Here is a 14,929-nt window from a genome sequence, read left to right as displayed (position 1 = left end):
CACCCTCAAAATGAGTAGTGTGCAAATACTATTTGTATTATAAATAAGAGTTTAATTAATAATTAGTTTAATATGTCTGGGTTAATCGGAAGAAAAATTGGCATGACTAGCATCTTTGATGAGAACGGGAAAAATATTCCTTGTACTGTAATCGAGTGTGGTCCATGCGTTGTTACCCAAGTCAGAACCAATGAAGTAGACGGATATTCTGCTATTCAGTTAGGTTTCGATGACAAAGCTGAAAAACGTTCAATTAAAGCTGAGTTAGGTCACTTTAAGAAAGCGGGAACAGCTGCAAAGAAAAAAGTCGTTGAATTCAAAGGTTTTGAAGAGGAGTACAAATTGGGCGATGTAATCGCTGTTGACTTATTCGCTGAAGGTGAATTTGTTGATGTTGTTGGTGTATCAAAAGGTAAAGGATTCCAAGGGGTTGTAAAACGTCATGGTTTTGGTGGTGTTGGACAAGCTACGCATGGTCAACATAACCGTTTGAGAGCGCCAGGTTCTGTAGGAGCTTCGTCTTATCCGTCAAGAGTATTCAAAGGAATGCGTATGGCTGGAAGAACTGGAGGAGAAAATGTAACAGTACAAAACCTTAGAGTTTTAAAAGTGGTAGGTGAGAAAAATCTTTTAGTAATAAAAGGTTGTGTTCCTGGTCACAAAAACTCTTATGTAATCATTCAGAAGTAATGGAAGTAAAAGTTTTAGATATCAACGGAAAAGAAACTGGAAGAAAAGTTCAACTTTCTGATTCAGTTTTCGCAATTGAGCCTAATAAACATGCTGTTTACTTAGATGTAAAGCAATATTTGGCTAATCAAAGACAAGGTACTCACAAAGCTAAAGAAAGAGCTGAGGTTGCAGGAAGTACTCGTAAAATTAAAAAACAAAAAGGTACAGGTACTGCGCGTGCAGGATCTGCTAAAAATCCTTTGTTTAAAGGTGGAGGTACAGTTTTTGGGCCAAGACCAAGAAGCTACTCATTCAAATTGAATAAAAACTTAAAAAGATTAGCTCGTAAATCAGCTTTGTCTTTAAAAGTAAATGAGTCAAATTTAGTAGTAGTTGAAGATTTTACATTTGAAACACCAAACACTAAAAATTTCATTAACGTATTGAAAGCTTTAGGGTTAGAGAATAAAAAATCTTTATTTGTGTTGGGCGATACAAATAAAAATGTATATTTGTCGTCACGCAATTTAAAAGCGTCTAGCGTTGTAACTACTTCAGAATTAAGTACTTATGCAATTTTAAATGCAAAAAGTTTAGTTCTTTTAGAGGGTGCAGTAGACGGAATTGAAGCTAATTTAAGTAAATAATAAGATTATGAGCATCATAATTAAGCCTATTATAACTGAAAAAATAACTAAAGATGGTGAAGTTTTTAACCGTTTTGGTTTTGTAGTTGCTAAAAATGCAAATAAAATTCAAATCAAAAATGCTGTTGAAGCTGCTTTTGGAGTGAATGTAGTAGCAGTTAATACAATGAACTATAGAGCTGATAGAAGTGTTAAATATACCAAAAGTGGTTTAATCAGTGGTAAAACAAATGCTTACAAAAAAGCAGTTGTTCAAGTACAAGAGGGAGAAACAATAGATTTTTATACTAATATCTAATAGAAAATGTCAGTTAGAAAATTAAAACCTATTACCCCGGGTCAGCGATTTAGAGTTGTTAATAGCTTTGACACTATTACAACTGATAAGCCGGAGCGTTCTTTGATCGCACCGAAAAAAAACTCTGGAGGTAGAAATAGTCAAGGAAAAATGACCATGCGTTATACAGGCGGTGGTCACAAACAAAAGTATCGTATTATTGATTTTAAAAGAGCTAAAGTTGGGATTCCAGCAACAGTTAAAACAATCGAGTATGATCCAAATCGTTCAGCATTTATTTCATTATTGTATTATGCAGATGGAGCTAAAACTTACATCATTGCGCAAAATGGATTACAAGTTGGACAAACTGTAGTTTCAGGTGAAGAAGCATCTCCAGAAATTGGAAATGCAATGCCTTTAAGTAAAATTCCTCTAGGAACTGTTATTTCGTGTATCGAATTAAGACCAGGTCAAGGAGCTGTAATCGCTCGTTCAGCAGGAACTTTCGCTCAGTTAATGGCAAGAGATGGAAAATATGCAACAATTAAAATGCCTTCTGGAGAAACAAGATTGATCTTGTTAACTTGTATGGCTACAATTGGAGCTGTTTCTAACTCAGACCACCAATTAATCGTATCAGGTAAAGCTGGTAGATCAAGATGGTTAGGTAGAAGACCAAGAACAAGACCGGTAGCTATGAATCCAGTTGATCACCCAATGGGAGGTGGTGAAGGACGTTCATCTGGAGGTCACCCACGTTCAAGAAAAGGTTTACCTGCTAAAGGTTATAGAACTCGTTCTAAAGTTAACCCGAGTAATAAGTATATTGTAGAACGTAGAAAGAAATAATTAGATAGACATGGCACGTTCATTAAAAAAAGGACCATTCGTTCACTTTAAATTAGAGAAGAAAGTTCAAGAAAATATTGCAGGTGGTAATAAAGGTGTTGTTAAGACTTGGTCTAGAGCATCAATGATTACTCCTGATTTCGTTGGGCAGACTATCGCAGTTCACAATGGTCGTCAATTTGTTCCAGTTTATGTAACTGAGAACATGGTAGGACACAAATTAGGAGAGTTTTCACCAACAAGATCTTTTAGAGGTCATGCTGGGGCTAAAAATAAAGGTAAAAAATAAGAAGCAATGGGAGTTCGTAAAAGAGAAGTTGCGGATGCAAGAAAAGAGGCTAACAAGTCTGTTGCATTTGCTAAATTAAATAACTGTCCAACTTCACCTAGAAAAATGCGTTTAGTCGCAGATTTAGTAAGAGGTCAGAAAGTTGAACTAGCTCTTAATATTTTAAGATTTAGTCAAAAAGAAGCTTCAAGAAAATTAGAGAAATTGTTATTATCTGCCATAAATAATTATGTACAGAAAAACGAAGATGCTAATTTAGAAGAAGCAGGCTTATTTGTAAAAACGATTACAGTAGATGGTGGTATGATGTTGAAAAGACTTCGTCCAGCTCCACAAGGTCGTGCACACAGAATTAGAAAACGTTCTAATCACGTAACAATCGTGTTAGGAACAAATAATAACACACAAAGCAATTAATAAACAGTATGGGACAAAAGACAAATCCAATAGGAAATAGACTTGGTATCATCAGAGGATGGGACTCAAACTGGTATGGTGGAAATGACTACGGTGATAAAATCGCTGAAGATTACAAAATCAGAAAGTATATCCATGCTCGTTTATCTAAAGCAAGTGTATCAAAAATAATTATCGAGAGAACTTTAAAACTTGTAACCGTTACTATCACTACTGCTAGACCTGGTATCATTATCGGTAAAGGTGGTCAAGAGGTAGACAAGTTAAAAGAAGAACTTAAGAAAATTACTGACAAAGAAGTTCAAATCAACATCTTTGAAATTAAAAGACCTGAACTTGACGCTTACTTAGTAGGTACAAGTATCGCTCGTCAAATTGAAAGTAGAATTTCTTATAGACGTGCAATTAAAATGGCTATTGCTGCTGCTATGCGTATGAACGCAGAAGGTATCAAAGTTCAAATTTCTGGTCGTTTGAATGGTGCTGAAATGGCACGTTCAGAAAACTTCAAAGAAGGTAGAATTCCTTTGTCAACTTTCAGAGCTGATATTGATTATTCATTAGCTGAAGCACATACTACTTACGGTAGAATGGGTATCAAAGTATGGATAATGAAAGGTGAGGTTTATGGAAAAAGAGATCTTTCTCCGTTAGTAGGAATGGACAAACAAAAGTCTAAACCTTCAGGATCTTCTGCTCCTAAGAGAGATGGTAAACCAAACGCACGCAAAAGAAAGTAATTATTTAAACTAAAGAAAAATGTTACAGCCTAAAAGAACAAAATACCGTAAGGTACAGAAAGGTAGAATGAAAGGCGTTTCTCAAAGAGGACACGAACTTTCAAATGGAATGTTTGGTATTAAATCTTTAGATTCTTCATTTATTACTTCTCGTCAAATTGAAGCAGCTCGTATCGCAGCAACACGTTTCATGAAAAGAGAAGGTCAATTATGGATCAAAATATTTCCAGATAAGCCTATTACAAAGAAACCATTAGAAGTACGTATGGGTAAAGGTAAAGGTGCAGTTGAATATTGGGCTGCAGTTGTTAAACCTGGTAAAATTATGTTTGAAGTTGGAGGAGTGCCTCTATCAGTTGCAAAAGAAGCATTACGCTTAGCAGCTCAAAAACTTCCTGTTAAAACTAAGTTTATCGTTGCTAGAGATTTCGAAGCATAATCAAAATTTATTATGAAACAATCAGAAATTAAAAATCTATCTGCAGCTGAGTTACAAGAACAACTTAGTCAGTTAAAGAAAACGTATACCGACCTAAAAAATGCTCACGCAATTTCGCCTATCCAAAATCCACTTCAATTAAGAAGTTTAAGAAGATCAGTTGCGAGATTACATACAGAGTTAACTAAAAGAGAGTTACAATAATTGTACACTAGCTGAAAGATGGAAAAAAGAAATTTAAGAAAAGAGAGAATTGGTGTGGTGACTTCAAACAAAATGGAGAAATCTATTGTTGTGTCACAAACTACAAAAGTGAAACACCCATTATACGGTAAGTTCGTGTTGAAAACTAAGAAATATGTTGCACACGACGAAACAAACGATTGTAACATTGGAGATACTGTAAGAATTATGGAGACACGTCCATTAAGTAAATCTAAATGTTGGAGATTAGTTGAAATCATTGAAAGAGCGAAGTAATTATGGTACAACAAGAGTCAAGATTAAAAGTAGCAGATAACACAGGAGCGAAAGAAGTTCTTACGATCCGTGTTTTAGGAGGAACGAAACGTCGTTATGCCTCTGTTGGTGACAAAATTGTAGTTTCAATTAAAGATGCAACTCCAAACGGAAACGTTAAAAAAGGAGCAGTATCAACTGCAGTAGTTGTACGTACCAAAAAAGAAGTGAGAAGAGCTGATGGATCTTACATCCGTTTTGACGATAACGCATGTGTATTGTTAAACGCTGCAGGAGAAATGAGAGGAACTCGTGTTTTTGGGCCGGTTGCCAGAGAACTTCGTGAAAAACAATTCATGAAAATTGTATCATTAGCACCTGAAGTGCTTTAATTCTTATACAAATGATAAAGCTAAAAATTAAATCAGGAGATATCGTAAGAGTTATTGCTGGAGACCACAAAGGTTCTGAAGGTAAAGTTCTTAGAGTTCTTCGTGAGAAAAACAAAGCGGTTGTTGAAGGAGTTAACATGGTTTCGAAACATACAAAACCAAGTGCTAAAAACCCTCAAGGAGGAATCGTTAAGAAAGAAGCTCCTATTCATGTGTCTAACTTGTCTTTAATTGATCCTAAGTCAAAAGAAGTGACTAAAGTTGGTTTCAAACAAGAAGGAGACAAGAAAGTGAGATTTTCAAAAAAATCTAATCAAGTACTATAGTTATGGCATATATTCCTAGACTAAAAGAAGAATATAAGAGTAGAGTTATTGCTGCTCTTACAGAAGAGTTCGGTTACAAAAATGTAATGCAAGTTCCTAAACTTGAAAAAATTGTTGTAAGCCGTGGAGTTGGTGCAGCTGTATCTGATAAAAAATTAGTAGATTACGCTGTTGAAGAATTAACAAAAATTACTGGGCAAAAAGCAGTTGCTACTATTTCTAAAAAAGACGTTGCGTCTTTCAAATTAAGAAAAGGTATGCCAATTGGTGCTAAAGTAACGTTACGTGGAGAAAGAATGTATGAATTCTTAGATAGATTGATTACTTCATCTTTACCACGTGTAAGAGACTTCAGCGGAATCAAATCAACTGGATTTGATGGTAGAGGTAACTACAATTTAGGAGTGTTAGAACAAATCATTTTCCCAGAAATTGATATTGATAAAGTAAATAAAATTGCTGGTTTTGATATTACTTTTGTAACTTCTGCTGAAACAGATAAAGAAGCAAAAGCATTATTAGCGGAATTAGGATTACCTTTTAAAAAGAATTAAGACATGGCTAAAGAATCAATGAAAGCCCGTGAGGTGAAAAGAATTGCATTAGTAGAAAAGTATGCTGAGAAAAGAAAAGCTTTAAAAGAAGCTGGTGATTTCGAAGGTTTACAAAAATTACCAAAAAATTCTTGTCCAGTTAGAGTGCACAATCGTTGTAAATTAACAGGTAGACCAAGAGGGTATATGCGTCAGTTTGGTATTTCTCGTGTAACATTCCGTGAAATGGCAAATCAAGGATTAATTCCAGGTGTTAAAAAAGCATCTTGGTAATTCCAAAAAAAGTTATTACTTTTGCAATCCAAAAAATAAGTTTAATTGGTTAAAGGTTCAATCCGCTGAGGGCGGATTGAAAACCATAACCGCAAATCTATACATATGTATACAGATCCAATTGCCGATTATCTAACGCGTGTTAGAAATGCAGTAAGAGCCAACCACAAAGTGGTTGAAATTCCTGCTTCTAATATGAAGAAAGAAATCACAAAGATTTTATTCGATCAAGGATATATCTTAAGTTACAAATTTGATGATTCTACTGTTCAAGGTACAATCAAAATTGCACTTAAATATGATAAAGACACGAAAGAGTCTGTAATCAAAGATATCCAAAGAATTAGTAAACCAGGTTTACGTAAATATGCTGGTTCATCAGACTTACCAAGAATCTTAAATGGTTTAGGTATTGCTATTGTTTCTACATCAAAAGGATTGATGACAGGAAAACAAGCTAAGCAATTAAATGTTGGTGGAGAGGTAATTTGTTACGTATATTAATAAAAAGACGAGACAATGTCAAGAATAGGTAAAAATCCAATTGCAATTCCAGCAGGAGTAACTGTAGAAGTTAAAGATGCTGTAGTTACAGTAAAAGGAAAATTAGGCGAGCTTACTCAAGAATTTTCTGATGTAACCGTTAAAATCGAAGATAACCAAGTTATCGTTGAGCGTTCATCAGATCACAAAGATGAGAGAGCGAAACACGGACTTTATCGTTCATTAATCAACAATATGATTGTTGGTGTTTCTGAAGGTTTTACAAAAGAATTAGAATTAGTTGGAGTTGGATATAGAGCTTCTAATCAAGGTCAAAAACTTGATTTAGCTTTAGGATTCTCTCATAACATCGTTTTAGAAGTTGTAAAAGAAGTTACTGTTGAAACAGTATCAGAAAAAGGTAAAAATCCGATAGTGAAATTATCATCATTCGACAAACAATTATTAGGTCAAGTAGCTGCGAAGATCAGAGGTTTCCGCAAACCTGAGCCATATAAAGGAAAAGGAGTTAAGTTTGTAGGAGAAGAACTAAGAAGAAAAGCAGGTAAATCAGCTTAAAAATTAAGACTATGTCATTAACGAAATCTGAAAGAAGACAAAGAATTAAGTTCAGAATCAGAAAGATTGTAAGCGGAACTGCTGCTCAACCAAGACTTTCTGTATTCAGAAGTAATAAAGAAATCTATGCGCAAATCATAGATGACGTAAACGGTACAACTTTAGTTGCTGCTTCATCGAGAGATAAAGAAGTTGCTCAAGGAACTGCTGTTGAAACTGCAAAAGCAGTTGGTAAATTAGTTGCTGAAAAAGCACTTAAAGCAGGTATTTCAACAATCTCTTTTGATAGAGGTGGGTATTTATACCATGGACGTGTGAAATCATTAGCTGAAGGAGCTAGAGAAGCTGGACTTAAATTCTAAGAAATTATGTATCATAATTATAAAAACGTAGAGATTGTAAAACCAGGAGGTCTTGAATTAAAAGATCGTTTGGTGAGTGTAAATCGTGTTACTAAAGTTACTAAAGGAGGTAGAGCATTTGGTTTCTCTGCTATCGTAGTAGTTGGTGATGAAAACGGAGTAGTGGGTCATGGATTAGGAAAATCTAAAGATGTTTCTGAAGCAATCGCTAAAGCGGTGGAAGATGCTAAGAAAAACTTAGTTAGAATTCCTTTACAAGGACAATCTGTTCCTCATGAGCAAAAAGGTAAATTTGGTGGTGCTAGAGTATTCTTAATGCCAGCTTCACACGGTACTGGAGTTATTGCTGGTGGTGCTGTACGTGCGGTATTGGAGTCTGTTGGTGTTCACGATGTATTATCTAAATCACAAGGTTCATCTAACCCTCACAATGTGGTAAAAGCAACTTTTGATGCTTTATTACAAATGAGAAGTGCTGCTACTGTAGCTAAACAAAGAGGAGTATCTTTAGAAAAAGTATTCAAAGGTTAATTAACAGGAAATCATGGCAAAATTAATAGTAAAACAAGTAAGAAGTAAAATCAATTGTCCTCTTGATCAAAAGAGAACTTTGGAAGCTTTAGGTCTTCGTAAAATGGGACAAGTTGTTGAGCATGATGCAAATCCTGCTATCCTTGGAATGGTAAATAAAGTTAAACACTTAGTTTCTGTTGAAGAAACTAAATAACACTATACAGTTATGAATTTAAGTAACTTACAACCAGCTGAAGGTTCAGTTCACAACCAAAATAAAAGAGTAGGTAGAGGAGAAGGTTCTGGTAAAGGTGGTACCGCTGCACGTGGTCACAAAGGAGCTAAGTCTCGTTCTGGTTATTCTAAGAAAATTGGTTTTGAAGGTGGTCAAATGCCACTTCAAAGACGTGTTCCTAAGTTTGGTTTCAAGAACATCAATAGAGTAGAATATCAAGGTATTAATCTTGATTCGTTACAATTATTAGTAGATAACGGTGTAGTAACTGATACAGTAGATTTTACTGTATTTGTAGATACTCGTTTAGCTACAAAAAATAGCTTAGTAAAGATTTTAGGAAGAGGTGAGCTAAAAACAAAACTTAAAGTAAGTGCTCACAAATTTACTGCATCTGCAAAAGCGGCTATCGAGGCTGCTGGTGGGGAAGCTGTAACTTTATAATCCTTTAGTAAAATGAAGAAATTTATAGATTCATTCATCAACGTTTGGAAAATCGAAGAGTTAAAAAATCGTATTTTATTAACTCTTGGATTATTATTAGTGTACCGTTTTGGTGCGCAAGTTACCCTTCCGGGGATTGATGCTACTAAATTGACAAATCTTACAAACCAAACTGATGAAGGTATCGGATGGTTAATTAATGTATTTACAGGAGGTGCGTTTTCGCAAGCTTCTGTATTTGCATTGGGTATCATGCCTTATATATCAGCTTCTATCGTAGTTCAATTAATGGGAATTGCGGTGCCATATTTACAAAAATTACAAAAAGACGGTGAAAGTGGTAGAAAGAAAATTAACCAAATTACAAGATGGTTGACGATCTTAATTACTTTAGTTCAAGGTCCTGGTTATATCTATAACTTGTACAGAACTTTACCAGGTGAAGCATTTATGTTAACTGGTCCTACATTCATTTTCTCTTCAGTTCTTATCTTAGTAACTGGAACTATTTTTGCAATGTGGTTAGGAGAAAAAATTACTGATAAAGGTATTGGTAACGGTATCTCTTTATTGATAATGGTAGGTATTATTGCAAGAATGCCACAAGCATTTATTCAAGAGTTTTCATCTAGAACTTCTCAAGCAAATGGAGGTGTTATGATGATTGTAATCGAATTAATACTTTGGTTCTTAGTAATAATTGCGTGTATTTTATTAGTAATGGCTGTAAGAAAAATTCCAGTACAGTATGCTAGACGTACAGTTTCTGGGGATTTTGAAGAAGACATGATGGGTGGTAACAGACAGTTTATCCCATTAAAACTAAATGCATCAGGTGTTATGCCGATCATTTTTGCTCAAGCTATTATGTTTATTCCTGCTGCTGTTTCTGGTTTGGCAAAAGAATCAGATACTGCACTTTCTATTGCAGGAATGTTCAACGATCCATTCGGTTTAGTATATAATGTTGTTTTTGCTTTGTTAATCGTAATTTTTACGTACTTTTACACCGCAATTACAGTACCAACTAACAAGATGGCTGATGATTTAAAAAGAAGTGGAGGTTTCATTCCGGGTGTTAAACCAGGTGTTGAAACTGGAGATTACCTAGATAAAATTATGTCTTTAATTACTTTTCCAGGTTCGTTATTTCTTGCTTTAGTAGCTGTGTTCCCAGCTGTTGCGGTAAGTTTACTTGGAGTACAAGGTGCTTGGGGTTATTTTTATGGAGGTACTTCTTTACTAATCATGGTTGGAGTTGCAATAGATACTATTCAGCAAATAAATTCTTATTTATTGAATAAACACTATGATGGTTTGATGAAAAGTGGTAAAAATAGAAAAGCAGTAGCTTAATTTTTATGGCAAAGCAATCAGCAATAGAACAAGACGGAACAATTATTGAAGCATTATCAAATGCTATGTTTCGTGTAGAATTAGAAAACGGACACGTTGTAATTGCTCATATCTCTGGTAAAATGCGTATGCATTACATTAAGTTGTTACCAGGTGACAAGGTTAAACTTGAAATGAGCCCTTACGATTTGTCTAAAGCAAGAATTACCTATAGATACTAAAGCTATTAAAATGAAAGTAAGAGCATCAGTTAAAAAGAGAAGTGCCGAGTGCATTATTGTACGTAGAAAAGGAAGATTATACGTTATTAACAAAAAGAATCCTAGATTTAAACAAAGACAAGGATAATTATGGCAAGAATTGCAGGGGTAGATATACCTAAACAAAAAAGAGGAATCATTGCTTTAACATACATATTTGGTATTGGTAGAAGCAGAGCTAAAGATATTTTAGCTAAAGCTCAAGTGAGCGAAGACAAGAAAGTTCAAGATTGGAATGATGACGAGATCGGAGCAATTCGTGAAGCGGTATCTTATTTCAAAATTGAAGGAGAATTGCGTTCAGAAGTTCAATTAAACATCAAACGTTTAATGGATATCGGATGTCAAAGAGGTATTCGTCATAGAGCTGGACTTCCATTAAGAGGTCAAAGAACTAAAAACAACTCTAGAACTAGAAAAGGTAAGAGAAAAACTGTTGCTAACAAGAAAAAAGCAACTAAATAATAAGTAATAATATGGCTAAAGCAACAGCAAAAAAACGTAAAGTTATCGTTGAATCTTCGGGAGAAGCACATATTAATGCTACTTTTAACAACATCATCATCTCGTTAACAAACAAGAAAGGTGAAGTTATTTCTTGGTCTTCAGCTGGTAAAATGGGCTTTAGAGGTTCTAAAAAGAATACTCCTTATGCAGCTCAAATGGCAGCAGAAGATTGTAGTAAAGTAGCTCTTGAAGCTGGACTTAAAAAAGTGAAAGTTTATGTGAAAGGTCCAGGAAATGGTAGAGAATCTGCTATTAGATCAATCCATAACTCAGGAGTTGAAGTTACAGAAATCATTGATGTAACTCCAATGCCTCACAACGGATGTCGTCCTCCGAAAAGAAGAAGAGTATAATTTAAGTATAACACGGGTAGGTTTAAAATTATCGAAGGATATAGACCTGAATTCATAATTCCTACCTTTTTTAATTTTTTAAAATGGCAAGATATACTGGTCCAAAAACAAAAATTGCTCGTAAATTTGGCGAAGCAATCTTCGGAGATGATAAAGCCTTCGAAAAAAGAAATTACCCTCCAGGGCAACATGGTTTAGCTAAAAAGAGAGGTAAAAAATCTGAGTATGCTGTTCAGTTAATGGAAAAGCAAAAAGCTAAATATACTTACGGTATTTTAGAAAAACAGTTCAGAAACTTATTCAAAAAAGCATCTGCTGCTTCTGGAGTAACAGGTGAAATCTTATTACAATTATGTGAAGCTCGTTTAGATAACGTAGTTTACAGAATGGGTATCGCTCCATCTCGTAGAGCAGCTCGTCAAATTGTATCTCACAGACACATCACTGTAAATGGTGAAGTGGTTAATGTACCTTCTTACCACTTAAAAGCGGGTGATAAAGTTGCTGTACGTGAAAAATCAAAATCTCTTGAAGCTATTGACCGTTCTTTAGCTGCGTCTTCTCAAGTTTATGAGTGGATTACTTGGAATAATGATACTAAAGAAGGTACTTTCGTTTCTGTACCTCAAAGACTTCAAATTCCAGAAAATATTAAAGAACAACTAATCGTTGAGTTGTATAACAAATAATAATTGACATTAGTCGAACATATGGCAATATTTAATTTTCAAAAGCCCGATAAAGTTATCATGATCGATTCTACGGATTTCGAAGGTAAATTTGAATTTAGACCTTTGGAACCTGGTTACGGATTGACTGTTGGTAATGCACTTAGAAGAGTTTTGCTTTCTTCTCTTGAAGGATATGCAATTACATCAGTAAGAATTGAAGGTGTAGAACATGAGTTCTCTACAATTTCTGGTGTTGTTGAAGATGTTACAGAAATTATTTTAAATCTTAAACAAGTACGTTTCAAACGTCAAATTGAAGATATTGATAATGAGTCTGTTTCTATCTCTCTTTCGGGGAAAGACAAGATTACTGCAGGTGATTTTCAAAAATTCATCTCTGGTTTTCAAGTTTTAAATCCAGATTTAGTTATCTGTAATTTAGACAGTAAAACATCTATCAATATGGAACTTTCTATCGAAAAAGGTAGAGGTTATGTTCCTGCTGAAGAGAACAAAAAATCAAATGCTCCTATAGGAACTATTTTTACAGATTCTATTTACACTCCAGTAAAGAACGTAAAATATGCTATTGAGAATTTCCGTGTGGAACAAAAAACAGACTACGAAAAATTAGTTTTTGAAATCATTACAGATGGTTCTATCCATCCTAAAGATGCATTAACTGAAGCAGCTAAGACGTTAATCCACCACTTTATGTTGTTCTCTGATGAAAGAATTACTCTTGAGGCAGATGAAATTGCTCAAACTGAGTCTTATGACGAAGAATCTCTTCACATGAGACAGTTATTGAAAACTAAATTAGTTGATATGGACTTATCTGTTAGAGCATTAAATTGTTTAAAAGCGGCTGAAGTTGATACATTAGGTGATTTAGTATCTTTCAACAAGAACGACTTAATGAAGTTCCGTAATTTTGGTAAAAAATCATTAACTGAATTAGATGAGTTAGTGGCTAATAAAAACCTAACTTTCGGAATGGATTTAACTAAATACAAGTTAGATAAAGAATAATTGCTTCATATTTTGCGCTCCGAAAGGATTGATGCAAGATGAAGATAAATAATAGACGTCATGAGACACGGAAAAAAATTCAATCATTTAAGTAGACAAAAAGGACATAGAGCTGCTATGTTAGCTAACATGGCTTGTTCTTTAATCGAACATAAACGTATCAACACTACTGTTGCTAAAGCAAAAGCTTTAAAACAATTTGTTGAACCATTAGTTACAAAATCAAAAGAAGATACTACTCACAACCGTCGTATTTGTTTTTCTTACTTAAGAAACAAATATGCAGTTACAGAACTTTTCAGAGAAGTTGCTGCTAAAGTAGGTGACCGTCCAGGAGGATACACTCGTATCATCAAGTTAGGAAACCGTTTAGGAGATAACGCTGATATGGCAATGATCGAATTAGTAGATTTCAACACCTTGTACAATGGTGGTAAAAAAGAAGTTAAGAAAACGACTCGTCGTGGAAAAGCTAAAAAAGCAGAAGGTACTCCTGAAGCTCCAGCAGCTGAAACTTCTGAAAACACTGAAGCTACAGAATAATCATGATACCATTCATGTAAAAATAATAAGGATAGACTTTTTTAAGTTTATCCTTTTTTTTTGGTTTTACGATTCAAACAGTTGAAAAAAACAACTTTTATAACTAAATTTGCAACCACAACAACACAACACAATGAAATACAACAATCGTTCTAAGGCCGTTTTACTTCTTAAAGACGGTACTATTTTTCACGGAAAATCAATCGGAATTGAAGGTGTTACTTTTGGTGAAGTCGCTTTTAATACGGGAACAACAGGTTATCAAGAAATTTTTACAGATCCTTCTTACTTCGGGCAAATCATGGTTACTACCAATGCTCACATTGGGAATTATGGTGTAAACGATAAAGAAGTGGAATCAGATTCAGTAAAGATTTCAGGATTAGTTTGTAAAAACTTCAGCTTTAATTATTCACGCGTAGATGCAACTGAAAGTTTGTTTGACTATTTAAGTAAACAAAATCTTATCGTAATTTCGGATGTAGATACAAGAGCTTTGGTAAGTTATATCAGAGATAACGGAGCTATGAATGCGGTCATTTGTACCGATGGAACTCCAATAGAAGAATTAAAAGAAAGATTAGCTCAAGTTCCGGATATGAATGGTTTGGAATTGGCTTCAAAAGTTTCTACTAAAGAGCCGTATTTCTTTGGTGAAGAAACAGCAAAATATAAAATTTCGGCTTTAGATTTAGGAATCAAAACGAATATCCTTAGAAATTTAGCGAAGAGAGATTGCTATATCAAAGTTTTCCCATACAACGCTTCATTTGAAGATTTGAAAGCATTCAATCCAGACGGTTATTTCTTATCAAACGGACCTGGTGATCCAGAACCTTTAGAAACCGCTCAAGAAGTAGCGAAACAAATTTTAAACGAAAATAAACCATTATTTGGAATCTGTTTAGGACATCAAATCATTGGTTTGGCTAATGGGATTTCAACTTATAAAATGTTCAATGGTCACCGCGGAATTAATCATCCTGTTAAAAATGTGATTACAGGAAAAGGTGAAATTACTTCTCAAAATCACGGTTTTGCTATCGTTAGAGAAGAATTAGACAAGCATCCAGATTTCGAATTAACTCACGAACATTTGAATGACGGAACTGTAGCTGGGATGCGAATGAAATCGAAAAACTGTTTTTCAGTGCAATATCATCCAGAAGCAAGTCCTGGACCACACGATTCAAGTTATTTATTCGACCAATTTATCGAAAATATAAAAACTGCAGCTAACTAAAACGTTATCGT

29 protein-coding genes are annotated in these 14,929 nt (G+C 34.5%); all 29 read left to right on the top strand.

Going from position 1 to position 14,929, the window contains the following annotated elements; translation table 11 throughout:
- Positions 1-72 precede the first annotated feature (72 nt).
- Complete coding sequence (gene rplC, locus BP92_RS0108340) at positions 73-690, top strand: 50S ribosomal protein L3 (RefSeq protein ID WP_026725643.1); 618 nt, start codon at positions 73-75, stop codon at positions 688-690.
- Positions 690-1,319 (top strand): 50S ribosomal protein L4, encoded by a 630-nt coding sequence (rplD, locus tag BP92_RS0108335; protein ID WP_026725642.1) that lies wholly within the window; start codon positions 690-692, stop codon positions 1,317-1,319. Before rplC ends, rplD begins: the two co-directional genes overlap by 1 nt.
- A gap of 7 nt (positions 1,320-1,326) precedes the next feature.
- Positions 1,327-1,617: a 50S ribosomal protein L23 gene (rplW, locus tag BP92_RS0108330; RefSeq protein ID WP_026725641.1), complete on the top strand. Its 291-nt coding sequence runs from the start codon at positions 1,327-1,329 to the stop codon at positions 1,615-1,617.
- Positions 1,618-1,623: 6 nt separating this feature from the next.
- Positions 1,624-2,448, top strand: a complete 825-nt coding sequence (gene rplB, locus BP92_RS0108325; protein ID WP_026725640.1) for a 50S ribosomal protein L2 — start codon at positions 1,624-1,626, stop codon at positions 2,446-2,448.
- 10 nt (positions 2,449-2,458) lie between these two features.
- On the top strand, positions 2,459-2,737 hold the full coding sequence (rpsS, locus tag BP92_RS0108320) for a 30S ribosomal protein S19 (RefSeq protein ID WP_008254487.1): 279 nt from the start codon (positions 2,459-2,461) through the stop codon (positions 2,735-2,737).
- A gap of 6 nt (positions 2,738-2,743) precedes the next feature.
- Positions 2,744-3,154 (top strand): 50S ribosomal protein L22, encoded by a 411-nt coding sequence (gene rplV / locus BP92_RS0108315; protein WP_026725639.1) that lies wholly within the window; start codon positions 2,744-2,746, stop codon positions 3,152-3,154.
- An 8-nt stretch (positions 3,155-3,162) separates the two neighbouring features.
- A complete protein-coding gene (rpsC, locus tag BP92_RS0108310; protein ID WP_026725638.1) occupies positions 3,163-3,894 on the top strand; it encodes a 30S ribosomal protein S3 in 732 nt (243 codons plus the stop codon).
- A gap of 19 nt (positions 3,895-3,913) precedes the next feature.
- On the top strand, positions 3,914-4,333 hold the full coding sequence (gene rplP, locus BP92_RS0108305; RefSeq protein ID WP_008254483.1) for a 50S ribosomal protein L16: 420 nt from the start codon (positions 3,914-3,916) through the stop codon (positions 4,331-4,333).
- 12 nt (positions 4,334-4,345) lie between these two features.
- Entirely contained in the window at positions 4,346-4,537 is a 192-nt protein-coding gene (gene rpmC, locus BP92_RS0108300) for a 50S ribosomal protein L29 (protein ID WP_026725637.1), read from the top strand.
- Between the two features lie 18 nt (positions 4,538-4,555).
- On the top strand, positions 4,556-4,813 hold the full coding sequence (gene rpsQ / locus BP92_RS0108295) for a 30S ribosomal protein S17 (protein ID WP_026725636.1): 258 nt from the start codon (positions 4,556-4,558) through the stop codon (positions 4,811-4,813).
- A gap of 2 nt (positions 4,814-4,815) precedes the next feature.
- Complete coding sequence (gene rplN / locus BP92_RS0108290; RefSeq protein WP_007803649.1) at positions 4,816-5,184, top strand: 50S ribosomal protein L14; 369 nt, start codon at positions 4,816-4,818, stop codon at positions 5,182-5,184.
- Between the two features lie 11 nt (positions 5,185-5,195).
- The gene (gene rplX, locus BP92_RS0108285; protein ID WP_026725635.1) at positions 5,196-5,510 is read left to right on the top strand and encodes a 50S ribosomal protein L24; all 315 of its coding nucleotides are present in this window, start codon (positions 5,196-5,198) and stop codon (positions 5,508-5,510) included.
- Between the two features lie 2 nt (positions 5,511-5,512).
- Entirely contained in the window at positions 5,513-6,064 is a 552-nt protein-coding gene (rplE, locus tag BP92_RS0108280) for a 50S ribosomal protein L5 (RefSeq protein WP_026725634.1), read from the top strand.
- Between the two features lie 3 nt (positions 6,065-6,067).
- Positions 6,068-6,337: a 30S ribosomal protein S14 gene (gene rpsN, locus BP92_RS0108275; RefSeq protein ID WP_014387709.1), complete on the top strand. Its 270-nt coding sequence runs from the start codon at positions 6,068-6,070 to the stop codon at positions 6,335-6,337.
- Positions 6,338-6,442: 105 nt separating this feature from the next.
- The gene (rpsH, locus tag BP92_RS0108270) at positions 6,443-6,841 is read left to right on the top strand and encodes a 30S ribosomal protein S8 (protein ID WP_026725633.1); all 399 of its coding nucleotides are present in this window, start codon (positions 6,443-6,445) and stop codon (positions 6,839-6,841) included.
- A gap of 15 nt (positions 6,842-6,856) precedes the next feature.
- Entirely contained in the window at positions 6,857-7,399 is a 543-nt protein-coding gene (gene rplF, locus BP92_RS0108265; RefSeq protein ID WP_026725632.1) for a 50S ribosomal protein L6, read from the top strand.
- Positions 7,400-7,410: 11 nt separating this feature from the next.
- A complete protein-coding gene (rplR, locus tag BP92_RS0108260) occupies positions 7,411-7,761 on the top strand; it encodes a 50S ribosomal protein L18 (RefSeq protein ID WP_026725631.1) in 351 nt (116 codons plus the stop codon).
- Positions 7,762-7,767: 6 nt separating this feature from the next.
- Positions 7,768-8,292 carry a 30S ribosomal protein S5 gene (gene rpsE, locus BP92_RS0108255; protein ID WP_035693159.1) on the top strand — a complete coding sequence of 175 codons (525 nt, stop codon included), beginning with the start codon at positions 7,768-7,770 and terminating at the stop codon, positions 8,290-8,292.
- Positions 8,293-8,305: 13 nt separating this feature from the next.
- Positions 8,306-8,488, top strand: a complete 183-nt coding sequence (gene rpmD, locus BP92_RS0108250) for a 50S ribosomal protein L30 (RefSeq protein WP_026725629.1) — start codon at positions 8,306-8,308, stop codon at positions 8,486-8,488.
- Positions 8,489-8,500: 12 nt separating this feature from the next.
- Positions 8,501-8,953, top strand: a complete 453-nt coding sequence (gene rplO / locus BP92_RS0108245; protein ID WP_026725628.1) for a 50S ribosomal protein L15 — start codon at positions 8,501-8,503, stop codon at positions 8,951-8,953.
- 12 nt (positions 8,954-8,965) lie between these two features.
- The gene (gene secY, locus BP92_RS0108240) at positions 8,966-10,309 is read left to right on the top strand and encodes a preprotein translocase subunit SecY (RefSeq protein ID WP_026725627.1); all 1,344 of its coding nucleotides are present in this window, start codon (positions 8,966-8,968) and stop codon (positions 10,307-10,309) included.
- A 5-nt stretch (positions 10,310-10,314) separates the two neighbouring features.
- A complete protein-coding gene (gene infA, locus BP92_RS0108235; protein WP_026725626.1) occupies positions 10,315-10,530 on the top strand; it encodes a translation initiation factor IF-1 in 216 nt (71 codons plus the stop codon).
- Between the two features lie 10 nt (positions 10,531-10,540).
- On the top strand, positions 10,541-10,657 hold the full coding sequence (gene ykgO, locus BP92_RS16910; RefSeq protein ID WP_002987490.1) for a type B 50S ribosomal protein L36: 117 nt from the start codon (positions 10,541-10,543) through the stop codon (positions 10,655-10,657).
- A gap of 2 nt (positions 10,658-10,659) precedes the next feature.
- Positions 10,660-11,034, top strand: coding sequence for a 30S ribosomal protein S13 (gene rpsM / locus BP92_RS0108230; protein WP_026725625.1), 375 nt, complete (start codon positions 10,660-10,662; stop codon positions 11,032-11,034).
- Positions 11,035-11,045: 11 nt separating this feature from the next.
- A complete protein-coding gene (rpsK, locus tag BP92_RS0108225; protein ID WP_008254446.1) occupies positions 11,046-11,429 on the top strand; it encodes a 30S ribosomal protein S11 in 384 nt (127 codons plus the stop codon).
- 83 nt (positions 11,430-11,512) lie between these two features.
- Positions 11,513-12,118: a 30S ribosomal protein S4 gene (rpsD, locus tag BP92_RS0108220; RefSeq protein WP_026725624.1), complete on the top strand. Its 606-nt coding sequence runs from the start codon at positions 11,513-11,515 to the stop codon at positions 12,116-12,118.
- 21 nt (positions 12,119-12,139) lie between these two features.
- Positions 12,140-13,132 carry a DNA-directed RNA polymerase subunit alpha gene (locus BP92_RS0108215; RefSeq protein ID WP_026725623.1) on the top strand — a complete coding sequence of 331 codons (993 nt, stop codon included), beginning with the start codon at positions 12,140-12,142 and terminating at the stop codon, positions 13,130-13,132.
- A gap of 60 nt (positions 13,133-13,192) precedes the next feature.
- Positions 13,193-13,675, top strand: a complete 483-nt coding sequence (gene rplQ, locus BP92_RS0108210) for a 50S ribosomal protein L17 (RefSeq protein ID WP_026725622.1) — start codon at positions 13,193-13,195, stop codon at positions 13,673-13,675.
- 133 nt (positions 13,676-13,808) lie between these two features.
- Complete coding sequence (carA, locus tag BP92_RS0108205; RefSeq protein ID WP_026725621.1) at positions 13,809-14,918, top strand: glutamine-hydrolyzing carbamoyl-phosphate synthase small subunit; 1,110 nt, start codon at positions 13,809-13,811, stop codon at positions 14,916-14,918.
- Positions 14,919-14,929: the final 11 nt, after the last annotated feature.

It is taken from the genome of Flavobacterium sasangense DSM 21067, assembly GCF_000686885.1.
In the GTDB taxonomy this organism is placed as follows: domain Bacteria; phylum Bacteroidota; class Bacteroidia; order Flavobacteriales; family Flavobacteriaceae; genus Flavobacterium; species Flavobacterium sasangense.
Note: the sequence above shows the minus strand (reverse complement) of the source record. Positions and strands in the feature narration are given on the sequence as shown.